Source organism: Paenibacillus sp. JJ1683, from assembly GCF_053006485.1.
The window spans coordinates 1,693,104-1,715,487 of the sequence record NZ_CM129820.1; the positions used below are offsets into that span (position 1 = coordinate 1,693,104).

Genomic DNA, 22,384 nt, shown 5'->3' on the forward strand with positions numbered 1-22,384 from the left:
TGCCGAAATTATTTCCCTTCCTTGCGCCCGGCTTCAAATGGTGTCGATACCGGAATGAAGAGATCGATAATCCCGATAACCAATGCAGCGAGCAATGCGCCCATAATCGAAACACTAACATGGGCCACGACATATTGAGCGACCCAGATAACCAGAGCGCTCACTAGAAAACCAACGATACCGCGTCCAAATGGAGAAACGCGTCGACCAAATATCGCCTCGACGATATAGCCAATCAAGGCAATGACAATGGCAAGGATCAGCGCACTCCAAAAGCCGCCTACACTAAATCCGGGAACGATCCAGCTTACGACCATCAGAACCAGAGCGGCAACGATGAAACGTACAATGTGCCCAAGAATGCTCACGGAATAACCTCCTTTGTTTTTTTGAATTAACAGGGTTAGACAAAGGTTAGTGTGTGGCATGAAGAGCTTTCTTATGTGTAAAGCAGAGTTGGCAAATAGCGTAAGTTTGCTGCTTTCGGTATAATATAGATATAAGTGAAAGGAGCAGTGAAGTTGGACTCTAAAATTTTTAAAACCCTTGAATATCAAAAAATTCTAAATAAACTAAGTCACTATGCCCAAACGGCAACGGGACAACAGACAGCCCTTCGATTACAGCCCAGCGATGATTTGGAGCATATCAAGAAATTGCTGAAAGGTACGGATGAGGCCTATGCTGCTGATCGGCTGAAAGGAGTGCCTTCATTTAACGGAGTGGTGGATATCACTCCTACGGTGAAGCGTGCCCGTATTGGAGGAACGTTAAGTCCGCAGGAGTTACATGGTATTCGGACAACGGTTCAAGCTGCACGCCGTATACAGGTGTATGTAACAAGTTTGCATGAGGAAAATCCGGTTGAAACATTGCTGTATTGGAGTGAGCAACTTTCGGAACAAAGAAGTTTGGAAAACTCCATTAAAGGCTGTATTGACGAAAATGCAGAGGTACTGGATTCTGCCAGTACAGAGCTTTCACAAATTCGCCGGGAACTGCGCTCCGGTGAAGTGCGTATTCGTGAAAAGCTGGATTCCATGATTCGTTCCTCAACTGTGTCCAAAATGCTTCAGGATCAGTTGATTACGATTCGTGGAGATCGTTTTGTCATCCCGGTCAAGGCCGAATACCGTTCTTATTTTGGCGGAATTGTGCATGATCAATCCGGCTCTGGCGCAACCTTGTTTATCGAGCCAGAATCCATCGTGGCCATGAACAACAAGCTGAGGGAAACCAGGCTGAGAGAAGAGCGTGAAATTGAAGTCATTTTACAAAAGCTGACCGCACTTGTCGCAGAACAAGCGGATATGTTGCTGTATGATGTGGATATTTTAGGCAATCTTGATTTTATTTTTGCGAAAGCTCGTCTCGCTCGTGAAATGAAGGCAACGCTTCCCTTAATGAATGATCGCGGGTACTTGAAGCTGAAAAAGGGTAGACACCCTCTAATTCCGTTGGAACAGGTCGTTCCCATAGATGTGGAACTGGGTAATTCGTATACCTCCATTATCGTTACCGGACCGAACACAGGGGGGAAAACCGTTACCCTGAAAACGATAGGTCTGCTAAGCTTGATGGCGATGTCTGGACTGTTTGTGCCTGTTGAGGATGAAAGCCAGCTCTGCGTGTTTGATGCAATCTATGCCGATATTGGTGACGAGCAGAGCATTGAGCAAAACTTGAGTACATTTTCCAGTCACATGACCAATATTATTAGCATCTTGAAAAATATGACACCCAAAAGTCTTGTATTGCTTGACGAAGTGGGAGCAGGAACGGACCCGGCAGAAGGTTCAGCCCTGGCTGTATCTATTCTGGAGCATATACATGCTCTGGGTTGCCGCATGGTGGCGACGACTCACTATAGTGAATTGAAGGCGTATGCCTATGAGCGCAAAGGAATTATTAATGCAAGTATGGAGTTTGATGTTGCTACATTAAGCCCGACTTACCGCCTTCTGGTTGGTGTTCCTGGGCGAAGTAACGCTTTTGCTATTGCCGAGCGATTGGGATTACCAGGACGTATATTAGACTATGCCCGTGGTGAGGTAACCGAAGAAGACCAGCGCGTCGAGCACATGATTGCGTCACTGGAGCAGAACCGTTTGACCGCTGAGCAAGAACGGGAAAAAGCAGAGCAACTGCGTAAGGAAATGGAAGTATTGCGTACACGTCATCAGACCGAGCTGGATAAGCTGGAGTCACAACGGGACCGTATGCTAGAAAAGGCCGAAGACGAAGCAAGAGTTCTCGTGGATAAGGCTCGTAGTGAAGCAGAGAAAATCATTACGGATTTGCGTAAATTGGCTCAGGAAGAGGGAGCCTCGGTTAAGGAGCACAAGCTGATTGCAGCGCGTAGAGAACTGGATGAAGCAGAACCGAAACAACGTAAGAAAAGTACAGTCAAACGTCCGGCGACTCCGCGTACTCGTTCCATCATGGCTGGCGATGAAGTATCCGTTCACAGTCTGAATAAAAAAGGCCATGTGGTTGAACTAACTGGCAGCAAGGAAGCTATCGTTCAACTGGGTATCATGAAAATGAAGGTTAGTCTGGATGATCTGGAGCTGCTGCAACCAGCCCCAACGACTACTCCAAAGGTCCAAAAGCCAGTGACTGGCGTTAAGCGGACACGGGATGATAACGTGCGAAGTGAACTTGACCTTCGGGGGGCAAACGTGGAGGAAGCGCTGATGGAAGTGGACCGCTTCATGGATGAAGCGTTTTTAGCCAATCTGGGTCAGGTATACATTATTCACGGCAAAGGTACGGGGGTCCTGAGAACTGGTATTCAGGAGTACCTTCGCAAGCATAAGCATGTGAAAAGCTACCGTATCGGTAACTACAATGAAGGCGGCACGGGTGTAACGGTTGCTGAATTGGAATAGATATGGGTTGCTGACCGAGAACGCTTGGTAGAACGGGAGGGACGAGGTGAAGATGGCGATTGATGAATTGCTATCACATCCGTTGGGGATGATGCTGGGTTATTTCTCCGTGGCGGTGCTGGAGTTGATTGTATTTTTGTCCTGCTTTGAGCTGGTAACCCGTTATAAATGTTGGGAAGAGATCAAGCGAGGCAATGTTTCGGTAGCCATGGCAACGGGTGGGAAAATGTTTGGTATTTGCAACGTGCTCCGCTTTGCGATGGAGGCTAAATCCAGCGTATATGATACGATGATCTGGTCATTCGTTGGTTTTTTACTGCTACTTGCGGCGTACTTTCTTTTTGAATTTCTGACACCGGTATTTTCTATCGATCAAGAGATTAAAGAAGATAACCGTGCGGTCGGCTTGTTCTCTATGATTATTTCAATATCGTTATCGTATGTGATTGGTGCGAGTGTAACTTGACACATCCTGTATACTAAAGCTTGGTATACGCATCGGAACGGAAGGATGATAAAGCTTGGAAATGACTATTTGTCCATGGTGTAACATGGAAATTATTTGGGATGAAGAATTAGGACCTGAAGAAGAGTGTCCTTATTGCCATAATGATCTGAAAGGATACTCAGACATAGCCGATGACGAAGAGGAGTCTGAGTCAGTTTCTCCATCTGTTCACAGACATACGGATGGGCATGAAGATGCGACACACGATCATGCGGTTTCTGTAAGTCCGGCGCTCGGCGCTCATGGAAAAGAAGACCTCAAGGGTTATCGTACATTAAGTATTCAGCTCGGCGATGATGAGGAGCAGGATATTTTATACGAGGCAGAGGATGAAATCGTATCTGAAAAGCCAGCTGATGCACCGTTATTGCAGGATAATGAGCTTCATAAGCTGCCTGTGCTGCATACTTTACAAAAATTCGAAGAAAGCGGTGCGGATCTAATGGCTTATGAGCAAGGTGCTGAACAATTACTCGACAGACAAGATGAGGTTCTTGAATGTTCCCAATGTGGAGAGTATATGCTGCATGCGGGTTCGCAAACCGTAACCAGAGAGGGCTTCGAACCATCGATGTCTCCGGTGCTCGGCAAACCTGTTCTGGACTTGCCGTTCGTCTTGAATGTTTATGTGTGTCCTAGCTGCTTCCATGTTCAGCAGACTTTGTCAGAGAATGACCGACTGCGAATGCTGGAGAAGCTCAGCGGTTTTTCCAATAATTAAATGGCAATTCCCCGGATAGGTCCAAGCTCAATACGGGCATGTTAAATCAAAGAAATCTTTGAACAAGCTGACTCGTAATAAGCTGATTGGTGATTTTTCCGTTAGGGGGAACTGCATTGAAATCAAACCTGAACGGACAATCCATTCTGCTATTAAGCTTGAATGGATTGTTTGTGTTTGCAGCAGCATTGTCCGGCACATTTCTTAATGTGTATTTGTGGAAAAGCAGGCAGGATTACGCGATGATCGGCTGGTTTAATGTCAGTCAACAAATTGCGCTGGGAATTATGGTCTGGGTAGCTGGAAAGTGGGTCAAGGAACATAATAAAATGAATGCCCTGCGCGTGGGAACCGCATTGTCCGGCTTATTTTATCTCATCGTGTTGTATACAGGACCGCAGGCTGTAAACTACATATGGCCGCTCGGAATGTTGTTGGGTGCAGCCTTAGGTTTATTTTGGCTAGCGTTTAATGTCATTTTTTTCGAAGTCACGGATCAGGCAAGCCGTGATCATTTTAACGGATGGGTGGGTCTGCTGGGCTCGTTTTCCGGTATAGTGGGTCCTTGGCTCTCTGGTTGGATTATTGCGCGTATGGAGGATGACGCGGGTTATCGCGTGATATTCAGTATTTCTTTGGCCTTTTATGTCGTAGGAGTGGTGCTAAGTTTCTTTCTTCGCAAGCGTAAACCGACAGGAAAGTACAATTGGAAAGAGCCTAAGCAGCGTTTGTCACAAAAAGGAAGTATGTGGCGTCCGTTGTCGTTATCACTTGTTACACAGGGCATCCGTGAGGGAGTGTTTGCTTTCCTGATTACGCTGCTCGTGTATGTAGTTACTCAACAGGAATGGAAGCTAGCACAGTTTTCACTTATTACATCGGGGGTTTCATTTTTCAGCTTTTGGGCTGTCGGAAAATGGCTCAAGCCACACTATCGCTCGGCTGGTATGTTGTTGGGTGCCGTGCTGTTGGTGATCGCGCTTTTACCATTATTGTGGCGTATGGAGTATAGCACGCTGCTGATTATGGGGATTGGCACCGCTTTGTTCATGCCCTTGTATTTAATTCCTATGATCTCTGCGAGCTTTGATCTAATGGGTACGAGTGAAGGAGATGCTAATCAGAGAGTGGAACTGGTTGTACTGCGCGAATTATGCTTAATGATAGGTCGGTTGACAGGAACACTCATTTTCTTGGGTGTCCTAAGTATCAGCAAGGCTCCTACAGCGATGATCTGGTTGTTGATTGGGCTGGCATTAATGCCAGTGATTGGATGGGTTTTTATGCGAAGTGTGCTGAAAATGGAACAAAAAACGAAGCAAAGCAAGTCTCATTCCCATGCACGACGCTTGCACAAGCAAACCGAATAATTGAAAAATTCAATACAAAAGAGCCTCCAAATCCGTTGATATAGGAAAAGGAGGTCTTTTTGTATCACATTTAAATCATCGGTTCTGTTGTCTCAGGCGAGGGTTTGGTGGGACGGGTCAGAGAAAAAAGCTCCATTTCAGGTCGGTGTGTGCCCGTCAGTTCATCAGCCAATAGCTGTGCGGCCACCATGCTCGTAACCGTCCCATTTCCCCCGTAACCCTCCAAAAAGTAGCAGTTAGGAAAACGCGGATGTGGACCAATATACGGCAAGCCGTCGTGAGAAGAGCCGAATACAGCCGCCCAAGCATAATCGATTTGAAAGGGGACACCGGGAAAATGTTCCTGTAGTGCTTGCAGCAGCTTGTGCTGTTGGTGCAACAGCCTGATTTCGCGCTGCTTGGCAACCAGTACAGGTTCATCCAAACCACCAATGATGATGCGCCCTTCCTGTGTTGAGCGCATATATAGATAAGGACGAGCAGTTTCCCAGATCAGACACTGTTCATGCCATAAAGGCGCCTCTCCGATTGGATTGGTGGCGATAGCGTAAGAGCTTTCTAGCACGGCTCCGCGATCTGTTTTAATCTCTTGAGTTTCATAACCTGTTGCAAAAACAACTTTTTTTGCACGGATCATCCGGCCATTGGCATGACAAACGACCTCATTCTCTTTGAATTCAAAATGCTTAGCTTCTGTATGCTCATATAAGCGAACACCGAGACGGCTGGCAGATTGCAGCAGTCCCTGGGCAAACAAAAATGGATTAACCTCGGCATCTTCGTGCGTATACAAGGCTGCTGGTTTTCGAAATGGAAATCGGGCAGCAACCTGTTGCTCATCCCAGTATTCCACTGGAAATCCAAAACGGGTTAACTGTTTATATTCTTCCTGCAGCACCTGCACATCCTCTGCAGTACTTGCGTAGTACAGGCTGCTGCGGCGAATAAAGGAAGGGTCTCTGTCCAGTGTGGCAGCCAGTTGATCTAGCTGATTCAGAGCATCCCTACACATACGGTAAAACAGTACGCCGTTGGTCTCGCCAAACGTGTTAATAAAAGAGGTTAAAGTCTTGTCATTGCTATATTGCAGCAATCCAGTATTGGCTGAAGAACTTCCATGTACCAGCCTTCGCTTGTCAATAAGTACAGTGTCAACCTGTCGTTCTCCTAATAACCGGGAGCAGATGGATCCGCCCATCCCGCCGCCGATGATTAGTACATCACAATTTATATCCTCAGCTAAAGGAGGAAAATCCAGCGTTTGCTCCAAGGTACTCGGCCAATACGTATTCCCGCTTATTAATTCCATATAAATAGCACTCCCCATAGGCAATATGTAGTATCTCTTATGTGTACATAGTATTTCGCCAAACGGACAAGATAACCAGCGTGCAACAAAACATTTAAGGAGGGACAAAAAGACTATGCAATCTATGAACATGCAACCCTTGTCAGGCAAAGAACTGGAGTACATCGTTGACTCCATTTCCAATGAGGAACTCCTGTTAAAACAATGTGCGGCAACAGCGGCGTCTATTCAGCAGCCTGCCATTCAACAAGCCTGTTTGCAACTGGCGAAAACTCATGAGCACCACTTGAATGTACTTTTCAATGCTCTTCAACAACATCAACAGCTTGCTCCTATGCAACCGCAGCAGTAATTACTACAAAAGGAGGTTTGACAGGATGTATTCACAAAACAATATGTCATTTATGCCCGAAGAAGATTTGCTCTATAGCATTCTTGCTGATATGAAACGTACAGTACGCGAGTACACAACAGCGACGACAGAATCCAATTGTCCGTCTGTGCGTCAGATGTTCACCGACCTTACGAATGATACATTGCGTATGCAAGGTGATTTGTATCATCTAATGAGCCAGAACAATATGTACGCCGCCCCAACGAAAGCACTGCGCATTGATTTGGACAAACAGATTCAAGAAGCTCGCAAGACCCAACAGGAATGCCAACAGTTCATTCAGCAGAAGTCATCATCCGCCAGAGCATATGGCCAGCCTATGCATCAAGGCCAGTCTACTCACCAAAGTAACCCTTATTATATGTAAACGGGATTTTCCGTTTTTGAAGCAATTTCCCATAACAGCCGTCCGTCTGCCGGGTTTACCGGGGAGGACGGTTTTTCTTTGCAGGTTTAAAGTGCGTATTGTATGATGTATAGTAATCTCTTTCGATGGAGGCCTTATGTAGAATGACAGAGCTGAATGAATTGAAATTAAAAGTACTGGAATTGTTAAAAGAAGATGCAAGAAGAACACCGACTTTGTTGGCTACTTTGCTGGGGGTTGACGAGCAGGATGTACGCACCTCAATTAAAGAGCTCGAAGATCAACATGTGATTGTCAAGTACGCCGCTGTAGTCAATTGGGACAAAGTTGATGACGAAAAGGTTACCGCTTTGATTGAAGTACAGATTACACCTGAGCGTGGAAGAGGATTTGAAGGGATTGCAGAGCGGATTTATTTGTATCCGCAAGTTAAATCTGTTTATCTCATGTCCGGAGCATATGACTTGCTGGTAGAGGTGGAGGGCCGAAACCTCCGTGAAGTCGCTAATTTTGTGTCGGAGAAATTGTCGCCTATTGACTCGGTTTTGTCTACCAAGACTAATTTTACGCTTAAAAAATACAAGCAGGACGGAATTATCTTTGAGGACCATGAGGAAGATAATCGTCTGATGATTTCGCCGTAAAGGAAGATCATGATGAATCTCAAAACAGAAGCATTTACCGACAGCAACAAAGCCATGAGTTCTTATTTATCCCCATTGGTACGCGAGATCCCATCATCGGGTATTCGTAAGTTTTTTGACCTGGTGGGTGGTAACAAGGACATTATTACCCTGGGGGTAGGCGAACCCGATTTTACAACCCCTTGGCACATGCGGGAAGCCTGTGTCTATTCATTGGAGCGAGGCTTCACCAGCTATACATCTAATGCGGGAACGCCAGAACTGCGTGAAGCGATTAGTGAGTATCTGAATGAGCAATTTGACGTCCGCTATGATCCTAAAAATGAGATTATCGTAACAGTTGGAGGTAGCGAGGCGATTGATCTTGCGTTGCGTGCCTTAATTGTACCTGGTGATGAAATTCTTGTGCCTGAGCCGTGTTACATCTCCTATTCTCCAATCACTTCGATTGGAGGCGGGATTCCGGTCGGCATTGAAACGTTTGCCAAGGACGAGTTTAAGCTGACGGCTGAGGCGCTGGAGGCCAAAATTACACCTAAATCCAAGGTGCTAATTTTATGCTATCCGAGCAACCCGACCGGTGCTACGATGACTTATGAAGATTGGCTTCCGATTGCAGAAATCGTGGAAAAACATGATTTGATCGTCATCTCTGATGAAATCTATGCCGAATTGAATTATGGCGATAAGCACGTCAGCTTTGCTTCGGTACCAGGTATGATGGATCGTACGATTCTCGTCAGTGGTTTTTCCAAAGCCTTCGCTATGACTGGCTGGCGTATTGGATATACTTGCGGGCATCCTGATTTGATTGCTGCTATGCTCAAAATCCATCAGTACACCGTCATGTGTGCGCCCTCTATGGGCCAAGTTGCAGCCTTGGAAGGCTTGCGAAATGGTATGGGTGAAAAAGATCGAATGGTAGAAGCCTATAATCAGCGTCGTCGTCTAATGGTTGAGGGATTCCGTGACATTGGTCTGGAATGCCACGAGCCAAGAGGGGCTTTTTACGTTTTCCCGAGTATTCAAAGCACAGGCCTCAGCTCGGATGAATTTGCACAGCGCCTACTGGCAGAGGCCAAAGTTGCGGCTGTACCGGGCAATGTGTTTGGTTTGGGAGGCGAAGGGTATCTTCGTTGCTCATATGCGACTTCTGTCACTCAGCTGACGGAAGCTCTGGATCGAATTGGTCATTTTGTAGAAAAAGTGAAAAAAGAAGGTTAAATTTATTTTTTTATGGGTAATTCATAGAAAATAGTCTTTTATTTCTAAATTTCTATGCTATAATTTGAAATCGGAAGCAGGAAGTTCAATTTTTCAATTACAGGAGGAGTGCTCATGTCATATGTTGGATATAATTCGCCGAGTTCAATAGGATACGACATTTCCCTGGAAGATGAAATTTTGTTCCTGCGCAATGAGATGATGCGGACGTTTCAGGAAGAGCAGTCCTTGACCTCTGATCTTGTCATCGAGATTAGCTGCAAACTAGATTTGAAAATCAATGAATACATGAAGCTGTACGGTACGGAATGCAGAGTGTAACTGTGTGAAGTCACCATAGCTACGAAGAAGGCCGCAGGGCCTTCTTTTTTTGCGTTCACAACTTATGATATATTAGTGGCATGGAAGAGGGGGCGTACAGATGAAAGCAGGGCTAAAAAGGCTATCGCCATGGATCATCGGAATCATAGCACTTGTACTATTGGCTGGATGTGGGGGGCGAGACAAGGACAGCTTCTCCATATTTATTATGGATAAAGGGGATGCTTCAGTCATTCGTGACGAGCTGGCACAAAAGCTTAAGGATAAGCTGGGCGAACAGGCTCCGACAATCGAGATTTCAGTCAGCCCACTGTATAATCAGCAGAAGCTGGTCGTAGAATATGCGGCCGGAGAACATGATTTGTTTCTTTTGCCGGAAGAGGACATGAAGTTGTATGGACAAAATGGTTCGAATCTACCCTTAGATGATGCCTTTGACAAGAAGACATATGCCCGGGGTGTATTCGAAGGCGGCGTATTTAAGAAAAAGGAGCAAGGGGAAGAAGGAACGGATGTCATCAAGGAAACTCATTTGTTCGGAATTCCGGTGGAGCAGATGAAGATGTTTAAGGACCTAAAATATAACTCAAACACATTATTTGCTACCGTACCGCCACGCACAAGCAATAAGGAAGAAGCCATCAAGGTGCTGAAAGCACTCACAGAATGATAAAGGGGATGAAAAAGTATGGGGATTTATACCAGAACAGGTGATGAAGGTCAAACTTCTGTGATCGGCGGTCGAGTGTCTAAAGATGACGACCGTGTGGAGGCGTACGGTACCATTGACGAGCTGAACAGCTTTGTAGGACAAGCGATCAGCTTTGCCGAAGGGGAAAAGTTTGCGGACATTCGGACTCAATTGGAGGAAATACAGCAGGAGCTGTTCGATTGTGGTTCAGATTTGGCGTTTGTTAAAATCAGTGAAAGTAAATATAAGGTCAAAGACGAGCTGGCAGAGCGGCTGGAAGGCTGGATTGATGCATGCCAGGAGGAAAACCCGAAGGTGGAGCGCTTTATTATCCCGGGAGGCAGTACATTATCTTCGACGCTTCATGTTTGCCGCACGGTTTGCCGACGTGCGGAACGCCGTGCTGTTACACTAGGTAAGCACACAGATATCAATCCTGCGGTACGTCGGTATTTGAACCGCCTGTCCGATTATTTCTTTGTTGTGGCTCGCACTGCGAATGTACGTCAGGGTGTACCTGATGTCGAATATGTTCGCAGCAAAAAAGTGTTCCGCAAATAAGGAGGCAATCGGGAATTTGTGATGAGCTTGTACTATGAACCTATCGTATATATGATCCCTCCTGAGGAGGAGGGCATGCTGCTGAAGACCATTCTACAAAAACGTATGAACATTTCTCGCAAGCTCATATCCAAACTCAAGCTGACCGAACAGGGGATCATGCTGAACGGGATACGTGTGTATATCAGCGTAAAGGTGAAGTCCGGGGATCGAGTAGAGATCCGCATGGAGCGCGAGCGTTCCGATGATATTTTACCGGAACCCATTCCTTTTGAGATTTTGTTTGAGGATGAACATCTGTTAGTAGTGAACAAGGCGGCGGGGATGATTGTCCATCCGACTCACGGTCATTACACAGGAACGCTGGCGAACGGGGTTGTGCATTATTGGCAGATCAAGGGAGAGATGTTTCGGTTTCGTCCTGTTCATCGTCTTGATCAGGAGACGACGGGCGTGCTGGTTGTAGCTAAAAATCCGTATGTACACCAGCATATTTCCGAACAGATGATTGCGGGAACGGTGGACAAGCGCTATACAGCTTTGGTGCATGGGCGCCCTGAGCAGCAGGAAGGCAGGGTGGACGGACCGATTGACCGCAACCCGGATAATCCGCATTTGCGTATGGTGACTCCAGATGGTTATCCTGCCCTTACGCTATATAAGCTGGAGGAAGTATGGAGAGAAGGAAGCCGCATCGGTCTAAAATTGGAATCCGGACGTACGCACCAAATTCGGGTTCACATGACATATATCGGATGCCCGTTAATCGGAGACAAAATGTACCGGATTACACCCGATGACGCTGTGCAACGTGAGCGATATGATCAGCTTGATGCCAGGATGCCTCGACAAGCCCTGCATGCTTCAGAATTATCCTTGGTGCACCCTGTGACCGGGGAGCGAATGTCGTTTTGTGCTCCTCTACCGGATGATATGATCGGAATGCAAGAGCTGTTAAGGGCTCAATATCCAGAATAAATATTCAACAAAGATTGAAACCAAATGGAGGTTAATCTAGCGATGAGCCAACTGAAAGTATACCAGTATTCTAAATGCAGCACCTGTCGTAATGCAGTGAAATGGCTGCAAAACAAGGGGCATGAGACGGAACTGATTCCTATTTTTGAACAACCGCCCGGCCCGGAGGAATTGGAAGACTTGATTAAAAAAAGCGGGCTGGAACTGAAAAAGTTTTTCAATACGAGCGGTGAAGTATACAAAGAGTTAAAGCTGAAAGATAAGCTTGGAGACATGAGCCGTGAAGAGCAAATTTCGCTTTTGTCCTCGAATGGAAGATTAATTAAACGCCCGATTGTAACTGACGGGAATAAAGTAACGGTAGGATTCAAAGAGGAAACATTTGAGGGGACATGGGGAGCTCAGTAAAGCCCAATTTACCCCCACATTATGTTATACTGTGAGGGTTAAATATTATGATGAATGGGAGCAATACAATCTGTGACACAACGCAATGAACAATCCGTAATGCTGGTTGACGGCATGGCCCTGCTTTTTCGTGCTTATTATGCAACCGCTGCAAACGGTTATATCCGTCGTACAAAAGCTGGAGTACCAACGAACGCCATATATGGTTTTATTCGATATTTTTGGGATGCAGTTCAAACCTTTAATCCTACACATGTCATTTGCTGCTGGGATATGGGTGGAACGACATTCCGTGGGGAACATTTTGCTGCGTATAAGGGCAACCGTGCCGACGCGCCAGATGATTTGATTCCTCAATTTACTTTGATCCGTGAAGTGACGGACAGCCTCGGCATTCCCAACATTGGGGCGGAAGGCTTTGAAGCGGATGATTGTATCGGTACGCTCGCACGTCATTATTCGCAAAATGAGGATATGGATGTCATGATTCTCTCGGGAGATCATGATTTACTTCAATTGGTAGATGAGCGGACACGGGTCATTATTATGAAAAAAGGGCATGGAAATTATATGGTATATACCCCGGAGACCCTGCTGTCAGAAAAAGGGCTTAAGCCAAGCCAAGTGGTCGACCTCAAAGGCTTGATGGGTGATGCAAGTGACAATTACCCGGGAGTACGCGGAATCGGTGAGAAAACTGCCCTCAAGCTGGTGCAGGAGTACGACTCCATTGAAGGCATTCTGGAAAATCTGGATCAATTGACTCCATCGGTTCGTAAAAAGATCGAGAGTGATTTGGATATGCTGCATCTTTCACGCAAACTTGCTAAAATTCACTGTGATGTGCCTGTTGCGTGTGCTTTAGACAGCTGTCTGTTGACGCTGGATCACGTGCAAATTGTCGATAAGTTTGAGCAGCTTGAAATGAAGAGCTTGTGTACGTTGATGGGTGTCGCAACCGGATCATAATGAAGCTGTTAGGCTTGTGCTGTGCATTTCAGGTGGACTAAGTTATATAGGGATGCTGGCGCTTGGTGCGTTAGTGTCCTTATTTGTATACAACTAACTCAGCTTAGGTATATAACCATGTGAAGGATTTTATACAATTGTGATAAGGGGATTGACCTTAGGCTCGTTTCAGGTGAATATAATGGAGAGAGATCATGGAGAGGGGATTACAGCAGCTATGACAGTATTGGGAGCAATTGAGGCAGGCGGTACCAAATTTGTATGTGGAATTGGAAATGAACGAGGAGAAGTATTGGAAAGAGCAAGCTTTCCAACAACGACTCCAGCAGAAACCATGGAGAATGTCATTGCATTTTTTGAAGGCAAGGGGATTGAAGCGCTGGGTGTAGGCTCATTCGGACCGATTGATCCTATCGAAGGCAGTGATACATATGGTTATATTACAACAACGCCAAAGCCGCATTGGGGAAATTATAATCTGATTGGCAAACTGAAGGAGCATTTCGATGTACCTATGGGGTTTGACACGGATGTGAATGGAGCAGCACTGGGTGAGTCCATTTGGGGTGCGGCTAAAGGATTGGACAACTGTCTGTATATTACAATAGGTACAGGCATCGGAGCGGGTGCTTTGGTTGGCGGAAAGCTGGTACATGGATTATCCCACCCGGAAATGGGACATATTTTGGTACGTCGTCATCCAGAAGATCACTATGAGGGCACATGTCCATATCATGGAGATTGTCTGGAAGGACTGGCAGCGGGGCCAGCACTCGAAAAAAGATGGAAGGTTAAAGGGCATGAGCTTTCTGTGGATCACCCGGCCTGGGAAATGGAGGCGCATTATCTGGCCCAGGCTTTAATGAGCTATGTATTAATCCTGTCACCGCAAAAAATTATTATGGGCGGCGGAGTAATGAAGCAGGATCAATTGTTCCCGCTCATTCGTACCAAGCTTCAACAACTTTTAAATGGGTACGTACAGCATCCGAGTCTGACTACAGAAATTGAGCAATATATCGTATCTCCGGGCTTGGGTGACAATGCTGGATTGTGCGGTGCTCTGGCTTTGGCCAAGGAAAAGCTGAATTCTTAGAATTTATGGTTGACGGTACTCCAAGGTCCGGTTATCATATAGGCAACAGCATAGTACGGATCAAAAAGGGAAGCACCTTTCTTGCGAATACGCAGGATAGGTGCTTTTTTTGCGTTGTGTATTGTGCGAGTCAGTCATTTTAACCTTATGAGGGAGGAAGAACCATGGAGATTGTATTTTTAAATCGCTTGTCCAAACGGAATGAACAGGGCTGTGAGGACTTTGCGCAGGTATGGATCGGACAACATGAAGGGGGATGGAGTGCAGGCTGGAGCACACATCATGTACCAGATGAAAGTATAGACGACCTTTGGTATGAAGGCAGTTTGTGGCAGGAATTACTGCATGTATACCGTCATGAGCTGGCACTCAAGATGGCTGAGGGCTACAGGCCTCTAATTCATGGCGTTTTTCATGAGCAAGAAGGATCATCAGGACGTGGACAAACGCTACAAAAGCTGTATTGCTATAGTGATTTGTTTCCGCGTGATGAGGTGTATGAACAATTAACAATGTGGAGACGGCAAAAGGCAGCAACTGAGCGAAAAGCACCTTATTTTATCGCTACGAATCGACTACTTCGACTCATCAGCGTCTATCTTCCTCATACCGAAGAAGAATTGTTAGAACTACCTGGTATGGGCCTGGGTAAGGTGTCGCAATATGGGACGGAGCTATTGGCTATAACGAAACAAAATGATCGGACCACGCCCTTTCCGCTGAACTGGGTAACAGAGACACTTGAAGAAGAAGTTTTTTTGTCATGGCTGTACAAGCAAAAAGAAAACCAGTACAGACAGGAACTGAATAAGTTTAGCCTGACTAGAGCGATTATCGAAGGCATTTCGGACGGTCTTTCACTGGAGCATATCGGAATGAAGACAGGCTTGCACCGTCGAGAAATGATTGAAGCTGTGGAGCATTTGGATAGGGATGGAATGGATATGGAGAAGCTGATCCGCAAGGAATTGGCACATGTATCAGAGGAGGAGCAGGCAGCCATCTGGTCTGCTTATGCAGAGTTGGGAGATACGCTGCTCAAGCCCATTATGCTAAAAGTGTATGGAGAAGAAAAAGCGACGGAAGCAGGGCTGGATCAAATTTATGAGCGACTGCGACTGATTCGTATACGGTTCCGCCATCAGGAGATACCTGACCGACATGTTGGATAATATAGAGACGATTGAAAGTGTCCTAAAGTAAAAATAAGGTGCAACATAAAAAAAGCAGCAGCGAGTTCCTTATAGGAATCGGCTGCTGCTTTTGATGACCAAGCTTGAAAACCGAAATAATTCAAACCCAATCTTTCTTGCGGAAAATACAGAACATACTGACACCTAGTGCCACCATAATCCCAATGACGACAAAATAACCATAACGTGTATGAAGCTCAGGCATATTATCAAAGTTCATCCCATATATTCCGGTAATGACCGTCAACGGCATAAATACAGTTGTAATGGCGGTAAACACACGCATGATTTCATTAGCACGGTTGGCGATACTTGACTGATAAGCTTCTCTAAGGTTCCCCATCAAGTCGCGATAAGTTTCGAAAGTCTCCGAAATTTTCACAGCATTTTCATAAATGTCGCTAAAATATTTTTGTAGTTGATCGTCGATAAGCCGCAAATCCCGTTTGTTCAGGGTATTGATGACTTCCTTTTGTGGGCCGAGCACTTTTTTTAGCCATAGAATTTCACTGCGCAATCCGATGATTTCGTTCAAGTGCGACTTTTTCGTATGCATTAGAATGTCTTCTTCCAGCTTTTCAATACGAACTTCAATCCGGTCACCAACCAGAAAATAGTTATCAACGATCAAATCGACCAACAGATACATAAAACGGTCAGGCTGGCTAACTTCCTGCTCCCACAGCATAGGCTTGAGAGTACGAAGCTCATTGATTTTCTGCTTGGTCACCGTAATGATAAAATGGCGGCCGAGAAAAATGTTCAAAGCACGCAAAAATATTTCTTCATCATCAAAACGAATACTATTTACAACGATAAAATAATGGCTTTCATAAATTTCAATCTTTGGACGCTGTTCTTCTTCACTCAAACAGTCTTCTACTGCAAGATCATGCATAGAAAATAAGGGCTGAAGCACTGTCAGATCCTCGACATCGGCATCAATCCAATAAAAGCCTTCTGCCGGTGCAGTGAGCGCCATTTCAATTTCTTCGACAGGGGTAAAAACCCCGTTGTTAACCAAACGGATTTTCATATATGTCACTCCTTATGCTCCGTCGTAACGGAAATACGTTTACCTTAAGCATAAGGAATGGACTCAGTTAGCCAGTTAGCCGGTGCGGGTAAGCGTGCATACCATCAAAAGCAGAAGGCTTTTGGAGCATGCGGAGCCTGGCGTCCCGTCTTTCGGCAAGCTGAAGTCATTCCTATGCTGTTGTTCAGGGATCGCCGCCTATTCGGACTCGGGTCGCCTTCCATTCCGGATTCACCTCACATATGTTCTTTTTTAGGTTGCCACAGTATCGAAGAAAACACTCTAATCTACACTGTTGCACCGTATTTTTGCCTATTAGCACTTGTATAGTATAACGCTCGGCCTACGGCCTTTCAAGGGCAAAATCATGGGCTAAATCAACAGCAGTCATATGAGCTTCTGCGAAAGGGGGGGATATGATTTAACCTATGGAAAAGGTAGACAAAATGTGAATGCAGGGCACAAATTTACAAGTCCATCTTGACGAAGCCCAGCCGATGCATTAAAGTGAACAACAAGAACTTTGTGAACCCAAAATGAATATAGCGAAATCTTATCAAGAGCAGGTGGAGGGACTAGCCCGATGATACCCGGCAACCGGCGATTTTTATCGCACGGTGCTAATTCTTGCAGGACTCGCGCTTTGTACAAAGAAGCGTAGCCCTGACAGATGAGAGAGGCGCATATGGATACAAATATGACCTTTCTCTAACCGAGAAAGGTCTTTTTATTATATGCCCGGCATCTCTACCAGACGATTTTCGCACAACTTACCGATCAAGGAGTGAGTTTACATGCCGATTAAAATTCCAGATACACTGCCTGCTAAGGAAGTACTGGAGGGCGAAAATATTTTCGTAATGGACGAAAGCCTGGCTTATCATCAGGATATTCGTCCGTTGCGCATCGCCATTTTGAATTTGATGCCTACGAAGGAAACAACGGAAACCCAACTGTTGCGTCTGGTCGGCAATACGCCGTTACAAGTGGATGTCACGTTGGTGCATATGAAGTCACATGTATCTAAAAATACATCGCAAGAATATTTGAACATGTTTTATAAAACGTTTGATGAGATCAAGAACAGTCGTTTTGACGGCATGATTATTACAGGAGCCCCCGTAGAACAACTTGAGTTTGAGGATGTGACCTACTGGGAGGAGATCCGGCAAATCTTTGAGTGGACGAAAACAAATGTTACTTCGACCATGCATATCTGTTGGGCCTCACAGGCAGGCTTATACCATCATTTCAATGTTCCGAAATACGGGCTCGATACCAAATGCTTTGGGGTATTCCCACACACCGTTATTAAACCTAAAGTGAAACTGCTACGCGGCTTTGATGAACTGTTTTATGCTCCCCACTCTCGGCATACCGAGGTTCGGCGGGAAGATATTGACCATATTGCCGAATTAGAAGTTTTATCCGAATCCGAGGAAGCTGGAGTGTACCTGGTAGCCACGCTTGATGGTAAACAAATTTTTGTAACAGGGCATTCTGAATATGACCCACTTTCGCTGAAATGGGAATACGATCGCGATATAGCCAAAGGACTGGATATTGACGTCCCCAAAAATTATTATCCTAATGATGATCCTGGACGCATACCGCCCTCGATCTGGCGGGCTCATGCCAATTTATTATTTTCAAATTGGCTTAACTATTATGTATACCAAGAAACACCTTATGATATCGGACCTCAGATTTAAAAATGGGCTTGTAGTTTACCCTTATACAGTACCACCTTGCAGTAGCGCAGCAGTATAGTCTTGGACATCCATTTTTGCAGCATATGTTATAGCACCTACTATGGAAGTGAACAGGAGGATTCATATGAGTGATAAGCAGTGGAGAATCGAAAGCAGATTGGCACAAATCGGTTCAGTAGAGGAGCCAGTAACCGGGGCTGTTAATTACCCGATTTACCAATCTACGGCGTTCCGCCATCCCCGTCTGGGTCAAAGCACAGGGTTTGATTACATTCGGACGATTAATCCCACGCGAAAGGTACTGGAAGAGGCTGCTGCTGCACTTGAATCTGGTGATGCAGGCTTTGCTTGCAGCTCAGGTATGGCAGCGCTGCAAACGGTATTTGCTTTGTTTGGACAGGGAGACCACCTCATTGTATCGCTGGATCTTTATGGCGGGACCTATCGTTTGCTAGAGCGTATTTTATCCAAATTTGGTGTGACCGCAACTTATGTGGATACAAACGATCTCGAAGCACTCCAACAGTCATGTCGACCGAATACCAAAGCCGTATTCATAGAAACGCCTACCAATCCGTTAATGATGATTACTGATATTCAAGCGGTGGCTACATGGGCATCACAACATGAGTTGCTTACTATTGTAGATAATACGCTGCTAACACCATATTTCCAGCGGCCATTGGAACTAGGTGCGGATATTGTGGTACATAGCGCAACCAAATATTTGGGCGGACACAACGATGTGCTGGCAGGGTTGATTGTAAGCAAAGGAAAAGAGCTGTCAGCTGAAATTTCCTTCCTGCACAATTCCATAGGGGCCGTGCTTTCCCCAAGCGACTGCTATCAGTTGATGAAGGGGATGAAAACGTTAGCGCTACGTATGGATCGACATGAGCATAATGCTACGGTGTTGTCTAATTATTTACTGACGCATCCAGCAGTGGCGGAAGTATTTTACCCGGCGCTTGAGGGCCATCCAGGTCGTGAGATACAAAATAAACAATCCAGCGGAAACACGGGTATTTTCTCTTTCAAAGTAAAGGATGCTCGCTATGTGGAGCCTTTGCTTCGTCATATTAAGCTTATTGCGTTTGCCGAAAGTCTAGGCGGTGTGGAATCGCTAATGACCTATCCTGCTGTGCAGACACATGCGGACATACCGGCAGAAATTCGGGATGCAGTCGGGGTAGATGACAGGTTGCTTCGTTTCTCCGTAGGTATCGAGCATACAGATGACCTGATTGAAGATTTGCGTTCGGCACTGGAAGCGGCACGTCAAGAAGTAGAAGGAGGGGAGCAGCAATGATAGAGGATGCGAGGAAGATCGGAGAGGATCTGGACAAAGGGCGGAAATTCGCAACCAAGCTGCTGCATTTTGGCTCTGAAATTGATAGTGTTACAGGGGCATCAAGTGTCCCGATCTATCAAGCTTCGACCTTTCACCATCATGATATTTTTAATCCTCCACAGCATGATTATAGCCGATCAGGTAATCCGACACGACAAGCATTGGAAGATTATATCGCCTTATTAGAAGGTGGAGCTTGTGGTTTTGCCTTTGCATCAGGTATGGCTGCTATCTCCACTACATTTATGCTCTTATCCGCTGGTGATCATGTCATTGTTTCGGAGGACGTATATGGAGGAACATATCGACTGCTGACCTCCATCTTGAAACGGATGAATATCGAAACGACCTTCGTTGACATGACGGATCTCAACCTTGTGAAAGAGGCGTTGCAGGAAAATACAAGGGCTGTGTATATGGAAACCCCATCTAATCCGACCCTCAAAATTACCAATGTAGCTGGAATAACCTCTTGGGCTAGGGATAATGGACTTTTGACGTTGTTGGATAATACTTTTATGACACCTTATTATCAACGTCCGATTGAGCAGGGAGTCGATATTGTATTGCACAGTGCGACCAAGTTTTTGGGTGGACACAGCGACGTACTGGCAGGGCTTGCGGTAGCTCGTACCGAATCGTTGGGGAGACAAATCAAGCAGCTTCAAAATGGATTAGGTACTGTGCTGGCACCGCAAGAGTCTTGGCTGCTCATGCGTGGTATGAAGACACTGGAGGCGCGTATGGCTCACAGCGAAAAAAGTGCAGCTAAGCTTGCCAATTGGCTAAACGAGCGCAATGACATTGAAGCGGTATACTATCCGGGCCTGGAAAATCATCCAGGGCGTGTGATTCATGAGAGTCAATCGAGCGGTTATGGTGCAGTGATATCGTTTGATGTGGGTTCGGGTGAACGTGCAAAAGAGGTCCTCAGTCGCGTACGTATTCCCATTGTGGCGGTGAGTCTGGGAGCTGTGGAAAGTATTTTGTCGTACCCAGCAATGATGTCACATGCGGCAATGCCGCAAAGTGTACGGTTGGAGCGCGGGATTACAGACGGACTACTTCGTTTCTCCGTAGGTCTGGAGGACATTGATGACCTGATCCGTGATCTGGATGAGGCGCTGAGCTAGAATGTTAGACGCCCATAGCATCTCAACGTTATACGAAGGAAGCAAATAGGTACAGCCCTAAGCAGCAGGTTTCCGGTATTCAGGAGACTTGCTGTTTTCTATATGAAAGACATGATAGACAGTGTGAAAAAAGGCACTTTTCAGTCTAAGTATGGTTCCTTACCAAAAGATATGTTAGTATTATCATTAGGTTTTACTATGCTAAATAGCACAGACAACATACAAGGCTAGTCATGAACATACATTACGGCAGGGTTCGAACGCAGGTTTGTGAAAGCATTCTCGTTCATAAGTCCTGTCTTTCATTTCGTCGCCCTGTGACAGCGAAGGAGGATACACCATGAGTGTAATCGACCATATTTTAGATAAAGCCCTGCGCGGCGAACGCCTGAATTTAGAGGATACCGTTGCTTTGTTCGAATCAGACGAGGTTGAAAAAATAGGTCATGCGGCGAATAAAGTCATGAATCGCATGCATCCCGATCCCATAAAAACCTTCGTCATCGGACGAAATATTAACTATACGAACGTGTGTGACGTATACTGCCGCTTTTGCGCTTTTTACCGCAGACCGGGTTCCGATGAAGGTTATGTTTTGCCGGATGAGGTGATTTTCCAAAAAATTAAGGAAACGCAGGATGTAGGTGGCACCGAAATCTTAATGCAAGGCGGTGTAAATCCAAACCTGCCGTTCAGCTATTATACCGATTTGCTGAAAGCTATTAAGGAACGTTTTCCAGATATTACAATGCACTCCTTCTCACCAGCTGAAATTCACAAAATGAAGGAAAAATCCGGCCTATCCATGGAGGAAACGATCCGAGCCATTCATGAAGCTGGATTGGATTCGCTGCCGGGTGGAGGCGGAGAAATTTTGGATGACCGTACACGCCGCAAAATTAGCCGTCTCAAAGGCTCCTGGCGTGATTGGATGGATGTCATGCAAACAGCTCACAAGGTTGGGATGAACACAACGGCTACCATGGTAATCGGATTTGGCGAGCTGATGGAGGAGCGTGCGCTGCATTTGCTGCGTGTCCGTGATGCTCAGGACGAATGCATTGAAAACAAATATAATTCTGAAGGATTTCTGGCCTTTATTCCTTGGACCTTCCAACCAGACAACACTAATTTGAAGAAAGAACGCCAGACGCCAGAGGAATATTTGAAGACTGTAGCGATCAGTCGTCTTGTTTTGGATAACATCAAGCATATCCAGTCTTCATGGGTAACGATGGGACCGGAAATCGGTAAAAAATCACTGTACTACGGTTGTGATGATTTTGGCAGCACCATGATTGAGGAAAATGTAGTTTCCGCTGCAGGCGCAACGTATAAGGTTAACATCGAATCCATTTTACAGTTGATCCGTGAGACGGGTCACATTCCGGCACAGCGCAATACCCGTTATGATATTATTCGTACTTTTGACAGTGCCAGCAGTATTGAGCATGACTTTATTATGCAAAATTAATATCAGCTAATATATAGTACATTACAAAACGCT

23 protein-coding genes and 1 riboswitch are annotated in these 22,384 nt (G+C 45.7%); of the genes, 20 read left to right on the forward strand and 3 right to left on the reverse strand.

What is annotated here, in order from left to right; all coding sequences use genetic code 11:
- Positions 1-8 precede the first annotated feature (8 nt).
- Entirely contained in the window at positions 9-368 is a 360-nt protein-coding gene (locus tag ACUC6J_RS07275) for a phage holin family protein (RefSeq protein ID WP_016820537.1), read from the reverse strand.
- Between the two features lie 153 nt (positions 369-521).
- Here ACUC6J_RS07275 and ACUC6J_RS07280 point away from each other — a divergent pair, with 153 nt between their 5' ends.
- The 4 genes from ACUC6J_RS07280 (at position 522) to ACUC6J_RS07295 (ending at position 5,490) form a co-directional block, all read left to right on the forward strand.
- Complete coding sequence (locus tag ACUC6J_RS07280) at positions 522-2,891, forward strand: endonuclease MutS2 (protein WP_044785881.1); 2,370 nt, start codon at positions 522-524, stop codon at positions 2,889-2,891.
- Positions 2,892-2,943: 52 nt separating this feature from the next.
- Entirely contained in the window at positions 2,944-3,357 is a 414-nt protein-coding gene (locus tag ACUC6J_RS07285) for a DUF350 domain-containing protein (RefSeq protein WP_014599569.1), read from the forward strand.
- A gap of 55 nt (positions 3,358-3,412) precedes the next feature.
- On the forward strand, positions 3,413-4,120 hold the full coding sequence (locus tag ACUC6J_RS07290) for a hypothetical protein (RefSeq protein WP_126666754.1): 708 nt from the start codon (positions 3,413-3,415) through the stop codon (positions 4,118-4,120).
- A 116-nt stretch (positions 4,121-4,236) separates the two neighbouring features.
- Positions 4,237-5,490 (forward strand): MFS transporter, encoded by a 1,254-nt coding sequence (locus ACUC6J_RS07295; protein ID WP_263560101.1) that lies wholly within the window; start codon positions 4,237-4,239, stop codon positions 5,488-5,490.
- 70 nt (positions 5,491-5,560) lie between these two features.
- Here ACUC6J_RS07295 and ACUC6J_RS07300 read toward each other — a convergent pair whose 3' ends face one another.
- On the reverse strand, positions 5,561-6,799 hold the full coding sequence (locus ACUC6J_RS07300) for an NAD(P)/FAD-dependent oxidoreductase (protein WP_330720176.1): 1,239 nt from the start codon (positions 6,797-6,799) through the stop codon (positions 5,561-5,563).
- A 115-nt stretch (positions 6,800-6,914) separates the two neighbouring features.
- On the opposite strand from ACUC6J_RS07300, the gene ACUC6J_RS07305 reads away from it, so the two are divergent.
- From ACUC6J_RS07305 to ACUC6J_RS07360, 12 genes are all read left to right on the forward strand, one after another.
- On the forward strand, positions 6,915-7,151 hold the full coding sequence (locus tag ACUC6J_RS07305) for a hypothetical protein (RefSeq protein WP_016820532.1): 237 nt from the start codon (positions 6,915-6,917) through the stop codon (positions 7,149-7,151).
- A gap of 25 nt (positions 7,152-7,176) precedes the next feature.
- Complete coding sequence (locus ACUC6J_RS07310) at positions 7,177-7,560, forward strand: spore coat protein (RefSeq protein WP_016820531.1); 384 nt, start codon at positions 7,177-7,179, stop codon at positions 7,558-7,560.
- A 143-nt stretch (positions 7,561-7,703) separates the two neighbouring features.
- Complete coding sequence (locus tag ACUC6J_RS07315) at positions 7,704-8,204, forward strand: Lrp/AsnC family transcriptional regulator (RefSeq protein ID WP_016820530.1); 501 nt, start codon at positions 7,704-7,706, stop codon at positions 8,202-8,204.
- Positions 8,205-8,216: 12 nt separating this feature from the next.
- Positions 8,217-9,428 carry an aminotransferase class I/II-fold pyridoxal phosphate-dependent enzyme gene (locus tag ACUC6J_RS07320; protein ID WP_016820529.1) on the forward strand — a complete coding sequence of 404 codons (1,212 nt, stop codon included), beginning with the start codon at positions 8,217-8,219 and terminating at the stop codon, positions 9,426-9,428.
- A gap of 114 nt (positions 9,429-9,542) precedes the next feature.
- Positions 9,543-9,749: an aspartyl-phosphate phosphatase Spo0E family protein gene (locus ACUC6J_RS07325; protein WP_016820528.1), complete on the forward strand. Its 207-nt coding sequence runs from the start codon at positions 9,543-9,545 to the stop codon at positions 9,747-9,749.
- Between the two features lie 100 nt (positions 9,750-9,849).
- Positions 9,850-10,419: a hypothetical protein gene (locus tag ACUC6J_RS07330; RefSeq protein WP_016820527.1), complete on the forward strand. Its 570-nt coding sequence runs from the start codon at positions 9,850-9,852 to the stop codon at positions 10,417-10,419.
- 18 nt (positions 10,420-10,437) lie between these two features.
- Positions 10,438-11,001, forward strand: a complete 564-nt coding sequence (locus ACUC6J_RS07335; protein ID WP_016820526.1) for a cob(I)yrinic acid a,c-diamide adenosyltransferase — start codon at positions 10,438-10,440, stop codon at positions 10,999-11,001.
- Positions 11,002-11,022: 21 nt separating this feature from the next.
- A complete protein-coding gene (locus ACUC6J_RS07340) occupies positions 11,023-11,979 on the forward strand; it encodes an RluA family pseudouridine synthase (protein WP_447250289.1) in 957 nt (318 codons plus the stop codon).
- Positions 11,980-12,021: 42 nt separating this feature from the next.
- Positions 12,022-12,387, forward strand: coding sequence for an arsenate reductase family protein (locus tag ACUC6J_RS07345; protein WP_019686701.1), 366 nt, complete (start codon positions 12,022-12,024; stop codon positions 12,385-12,387).
- A gap of 72 nt (positions 12,388-12,459) precedes the next feature.
- Complete coding sequence (locus ACUC6J_RS07350) at positions 12,460-13,356, forward strand: 5'-3' exonuclease (RefSeq protein WP_016820523.1); 897 nt, start codon at positions 12,460-12,462, stop codon at positions 13,354-13,356.
- 217 nt (positions 13,357-13,573) lie between these two features.
- Entirely contained in the window at positions 13,574-14,452 is an 879-nt protein-coding gene (locus tag ACUC6J_RS07355; RefSeq protein ID WP_031463162.1) for an ROK family protein, read from the forward strand.
- Positions 14,453-14,616: 164 nt separating this feature from the next.
- A complete protein-coding gene (locus ACUC6J_RS07360; protein WP_447249991.1) occupies positions 14,617-15,624 on the forward strand; it encodes an HRDC domain-containing protein in 1,008 nt (335 codons plus the stop codon).
- Between the two features lie 121 nt (positions 15,625-15,745).
- Here ACUC6J_RS07360 and corA read toward each other — a convergent pair whose 3' ends face one another.
- Complete coding sequence (corA, locus tag ACUC6J_RS07365) at positions 15,746-16,681, reverse strand: magnesium/cobalt transporter CorA (RefSeq protein WP_013370115.1); 936 nt, start codon at positions 16,679-16,681, stop codon at positions 15,746-15,748.
- A 550-nt stretch (positions 16,682-17,231) separates the two neighbouring features.
- Positions 17,232-17,358, forward strand: a riboswitch (SAM riboswitch).
- A 117-nt stretch (positions 17,359-17,475) separates the two neighbouring features.
- On the opposite strand from corA, the gene metA reads away from it, so the two are divergent.
- The 4 genes from metA to mqnC all read left to right on the forward strand — a co-directional run bounded on the left by metA (position 17,476) and on the right by mqnC (position 22,351).
- Positions 17,476-18,393: a homoserine O-acetyltransferase MetA gene (metA, locus tag ACUC6J_RS07370; protein ID WP_016820520.1), complete on the forward strand. Its 918-nt coding sequence runs from the start codon at positions 17,476-17,478 to the stop codon at positions 18,391-18,393.
- Positions 18,394-18,517: 124 nt separating this feature from the next.
- Positions 18,518-19,702 (forward strand): PLP-dependent transferase, encoded by a 1,185-nt coding sequence (locus tag ACUC6J_RS07375; protein ID WP_016820519.1) that lies wholly within the window; start codon positions 18,518-18,520, stop codon positions 19,700-19,702.
- The gene (locus tag ACUC6J_RS07380) at positions 19,699-20,877 is read left to right on the forward strand and encodes an aminotransferase class I/II-fold pyridoxal phosphate-dependent enzyme (RefSeq protein WP_016820518.1); all 1,179 of its coding nucleotides are present in this window, start codon (positions 19,699-19,701) and stop codon (positions 20,875-20,877) included. Before ACUC6J_RS07375 ends, ACUC6J_RS07380 begins: the two co-directional genes overlap by 4 nt.
- A gap of 340 nt (positions 20,878-21,217) precedes the next feature.
- Positions 21,218-22,351 (forward strand): cyclic dehypoxanthinyl futalosine synthase, encoded by a 1,134-nt coding sequence (gene mqnC, locus ACUC6J_RS07385; protein ID WP_016820516.1) that lies wholly within the window; start codon positions 21,218-21,220, stop codon positions 22,349-22,351.
- Positions 22,352-22,384: the final 33 nt, after the last annotated feature.

Bases quoted from the DNA above. Each gene is read 5' to 3' on its own strand.
- metA (WP_016820520.1), top strand. From the start codon at position 17,476: ATGCCGATTAAAATTCCAGATACACTGCCTGCTAAGGAAGTACTGGAG.
- ACUC6J_RS07310 (WP_016820531.1), top strand. From the start codon at position 7,177: ATGTATTCACAAAACAATATGTCATTTATGCCCGAAGAAGATTTGCTC.
- ACUC6J_RS07320 (WP_016820529.1), top strand. From the start codon at position 8,217: ATGAATCTCAAAACAGAAGCATTTACCGACAGCAACAAAGCCATGAGT.
- ACUC6J_RS07340 (WP_447250289.1), top strand. From the start codon at position 11,023: ATGAGCTTGTACTATGAACCTATCGTATATATGATCCCTCCTGAGGAG.
- corA (WP_013370115.1), bottom strand. From the start codon at position 16,681: ATGAAAATCCGTTTGGTTAACAACGGGGTTTTTACCCCTGTCGAAGAA.
- ACUC6J_RS07345 (WP_019686701.1), top strand. From the start codon at position 12,022: ATGAGCCAACTGAAAGTATACCAGTATTCTAAATGCAGCACCTGTCGT.
- ACUC6J_RS07380 (WP_016820518.1), top strand. From the start codon at position 19,699: ATGATAGAGGATGCGAGGAAGATCGGAGAGGATCTGGACAAAGGGCGG.
- ACUC6J_RS07335 (WP_016820526.1), top strand. From the start codon at position 10,438: ATGGGGATTTATACCAGAACAGGTGATGAAGGTCAAACTTCTGTGATC.
- ACUC6J_RS07315 (WP_016820530.1), top strand. From the start codon at position 7,704: ATGACAGAGCTGAATGAATTGAAATTAAAAGTACTGGAATTGTTAAAA.
- ACUC6J_RS07305 (WP_016820532.1), top strand. From the start codon at position 6,915: ATGCAATCTATGAACATGCAACCCTTGTCAGGCAAAGAACTGGAGTAC.
- ACUC6J_RS07330 (WP_016820527.1), top strand. From the start codon at position 9,850: ATGAAAGCAGGGCTAAAAAGGCTATCGCCATGGATCATCGGAATCATA.
- ACUC6J_RS07285 (WP_014599569.1), top strand. From the start codon at position 2,944: ATGGCGATTGATGAATTGCTATCACATCCGTTGGGGATGATGCTGGGT.
- ACUC6J_RS07355 (WP_031463162.1), top strand. From the start codon at position 13,574: ATGACAGTATTGGGAGCAATTGAGGCAGGCGGTACCAAATTTGTATGT.
- ACUC6J_RS07300 (WP_330720176.1), bottom strand. From the start codon at position 6,799: ATGGAATTAATAAGCGGGAATACGTATTGGCCGAGTACCTTGGAGCAA.
- ACUC6J_RS07375 (WP_016820519.1), top strand. From the start codon at position 18,518: ATGAGTGATAAGCAGTGGAGAATCGAAAGCAGATTGGCACAAATCGGT.
- mqnC (WP_016820516.1), top strand. From the start codon at position 21,218: ATGAGTGTAATCGACCATATTTTAGATAAAGCCCTGCGCGGCGAACGC.
- ACUC6J_RS07360 (WP_447249991.1), top strand. From the start codon at position 14,617: ATGGAGATTGTATTTTTAAATCGCTTGTCCAAACGGAATGAACAGGGC.
- ACUC6J_RS07325 (WP_016820528.1), top strand. From the start codon at position 9,543: ATGTCATATGTTGGATATAATTCGCCGAGTTCAATAGGATACGACATT.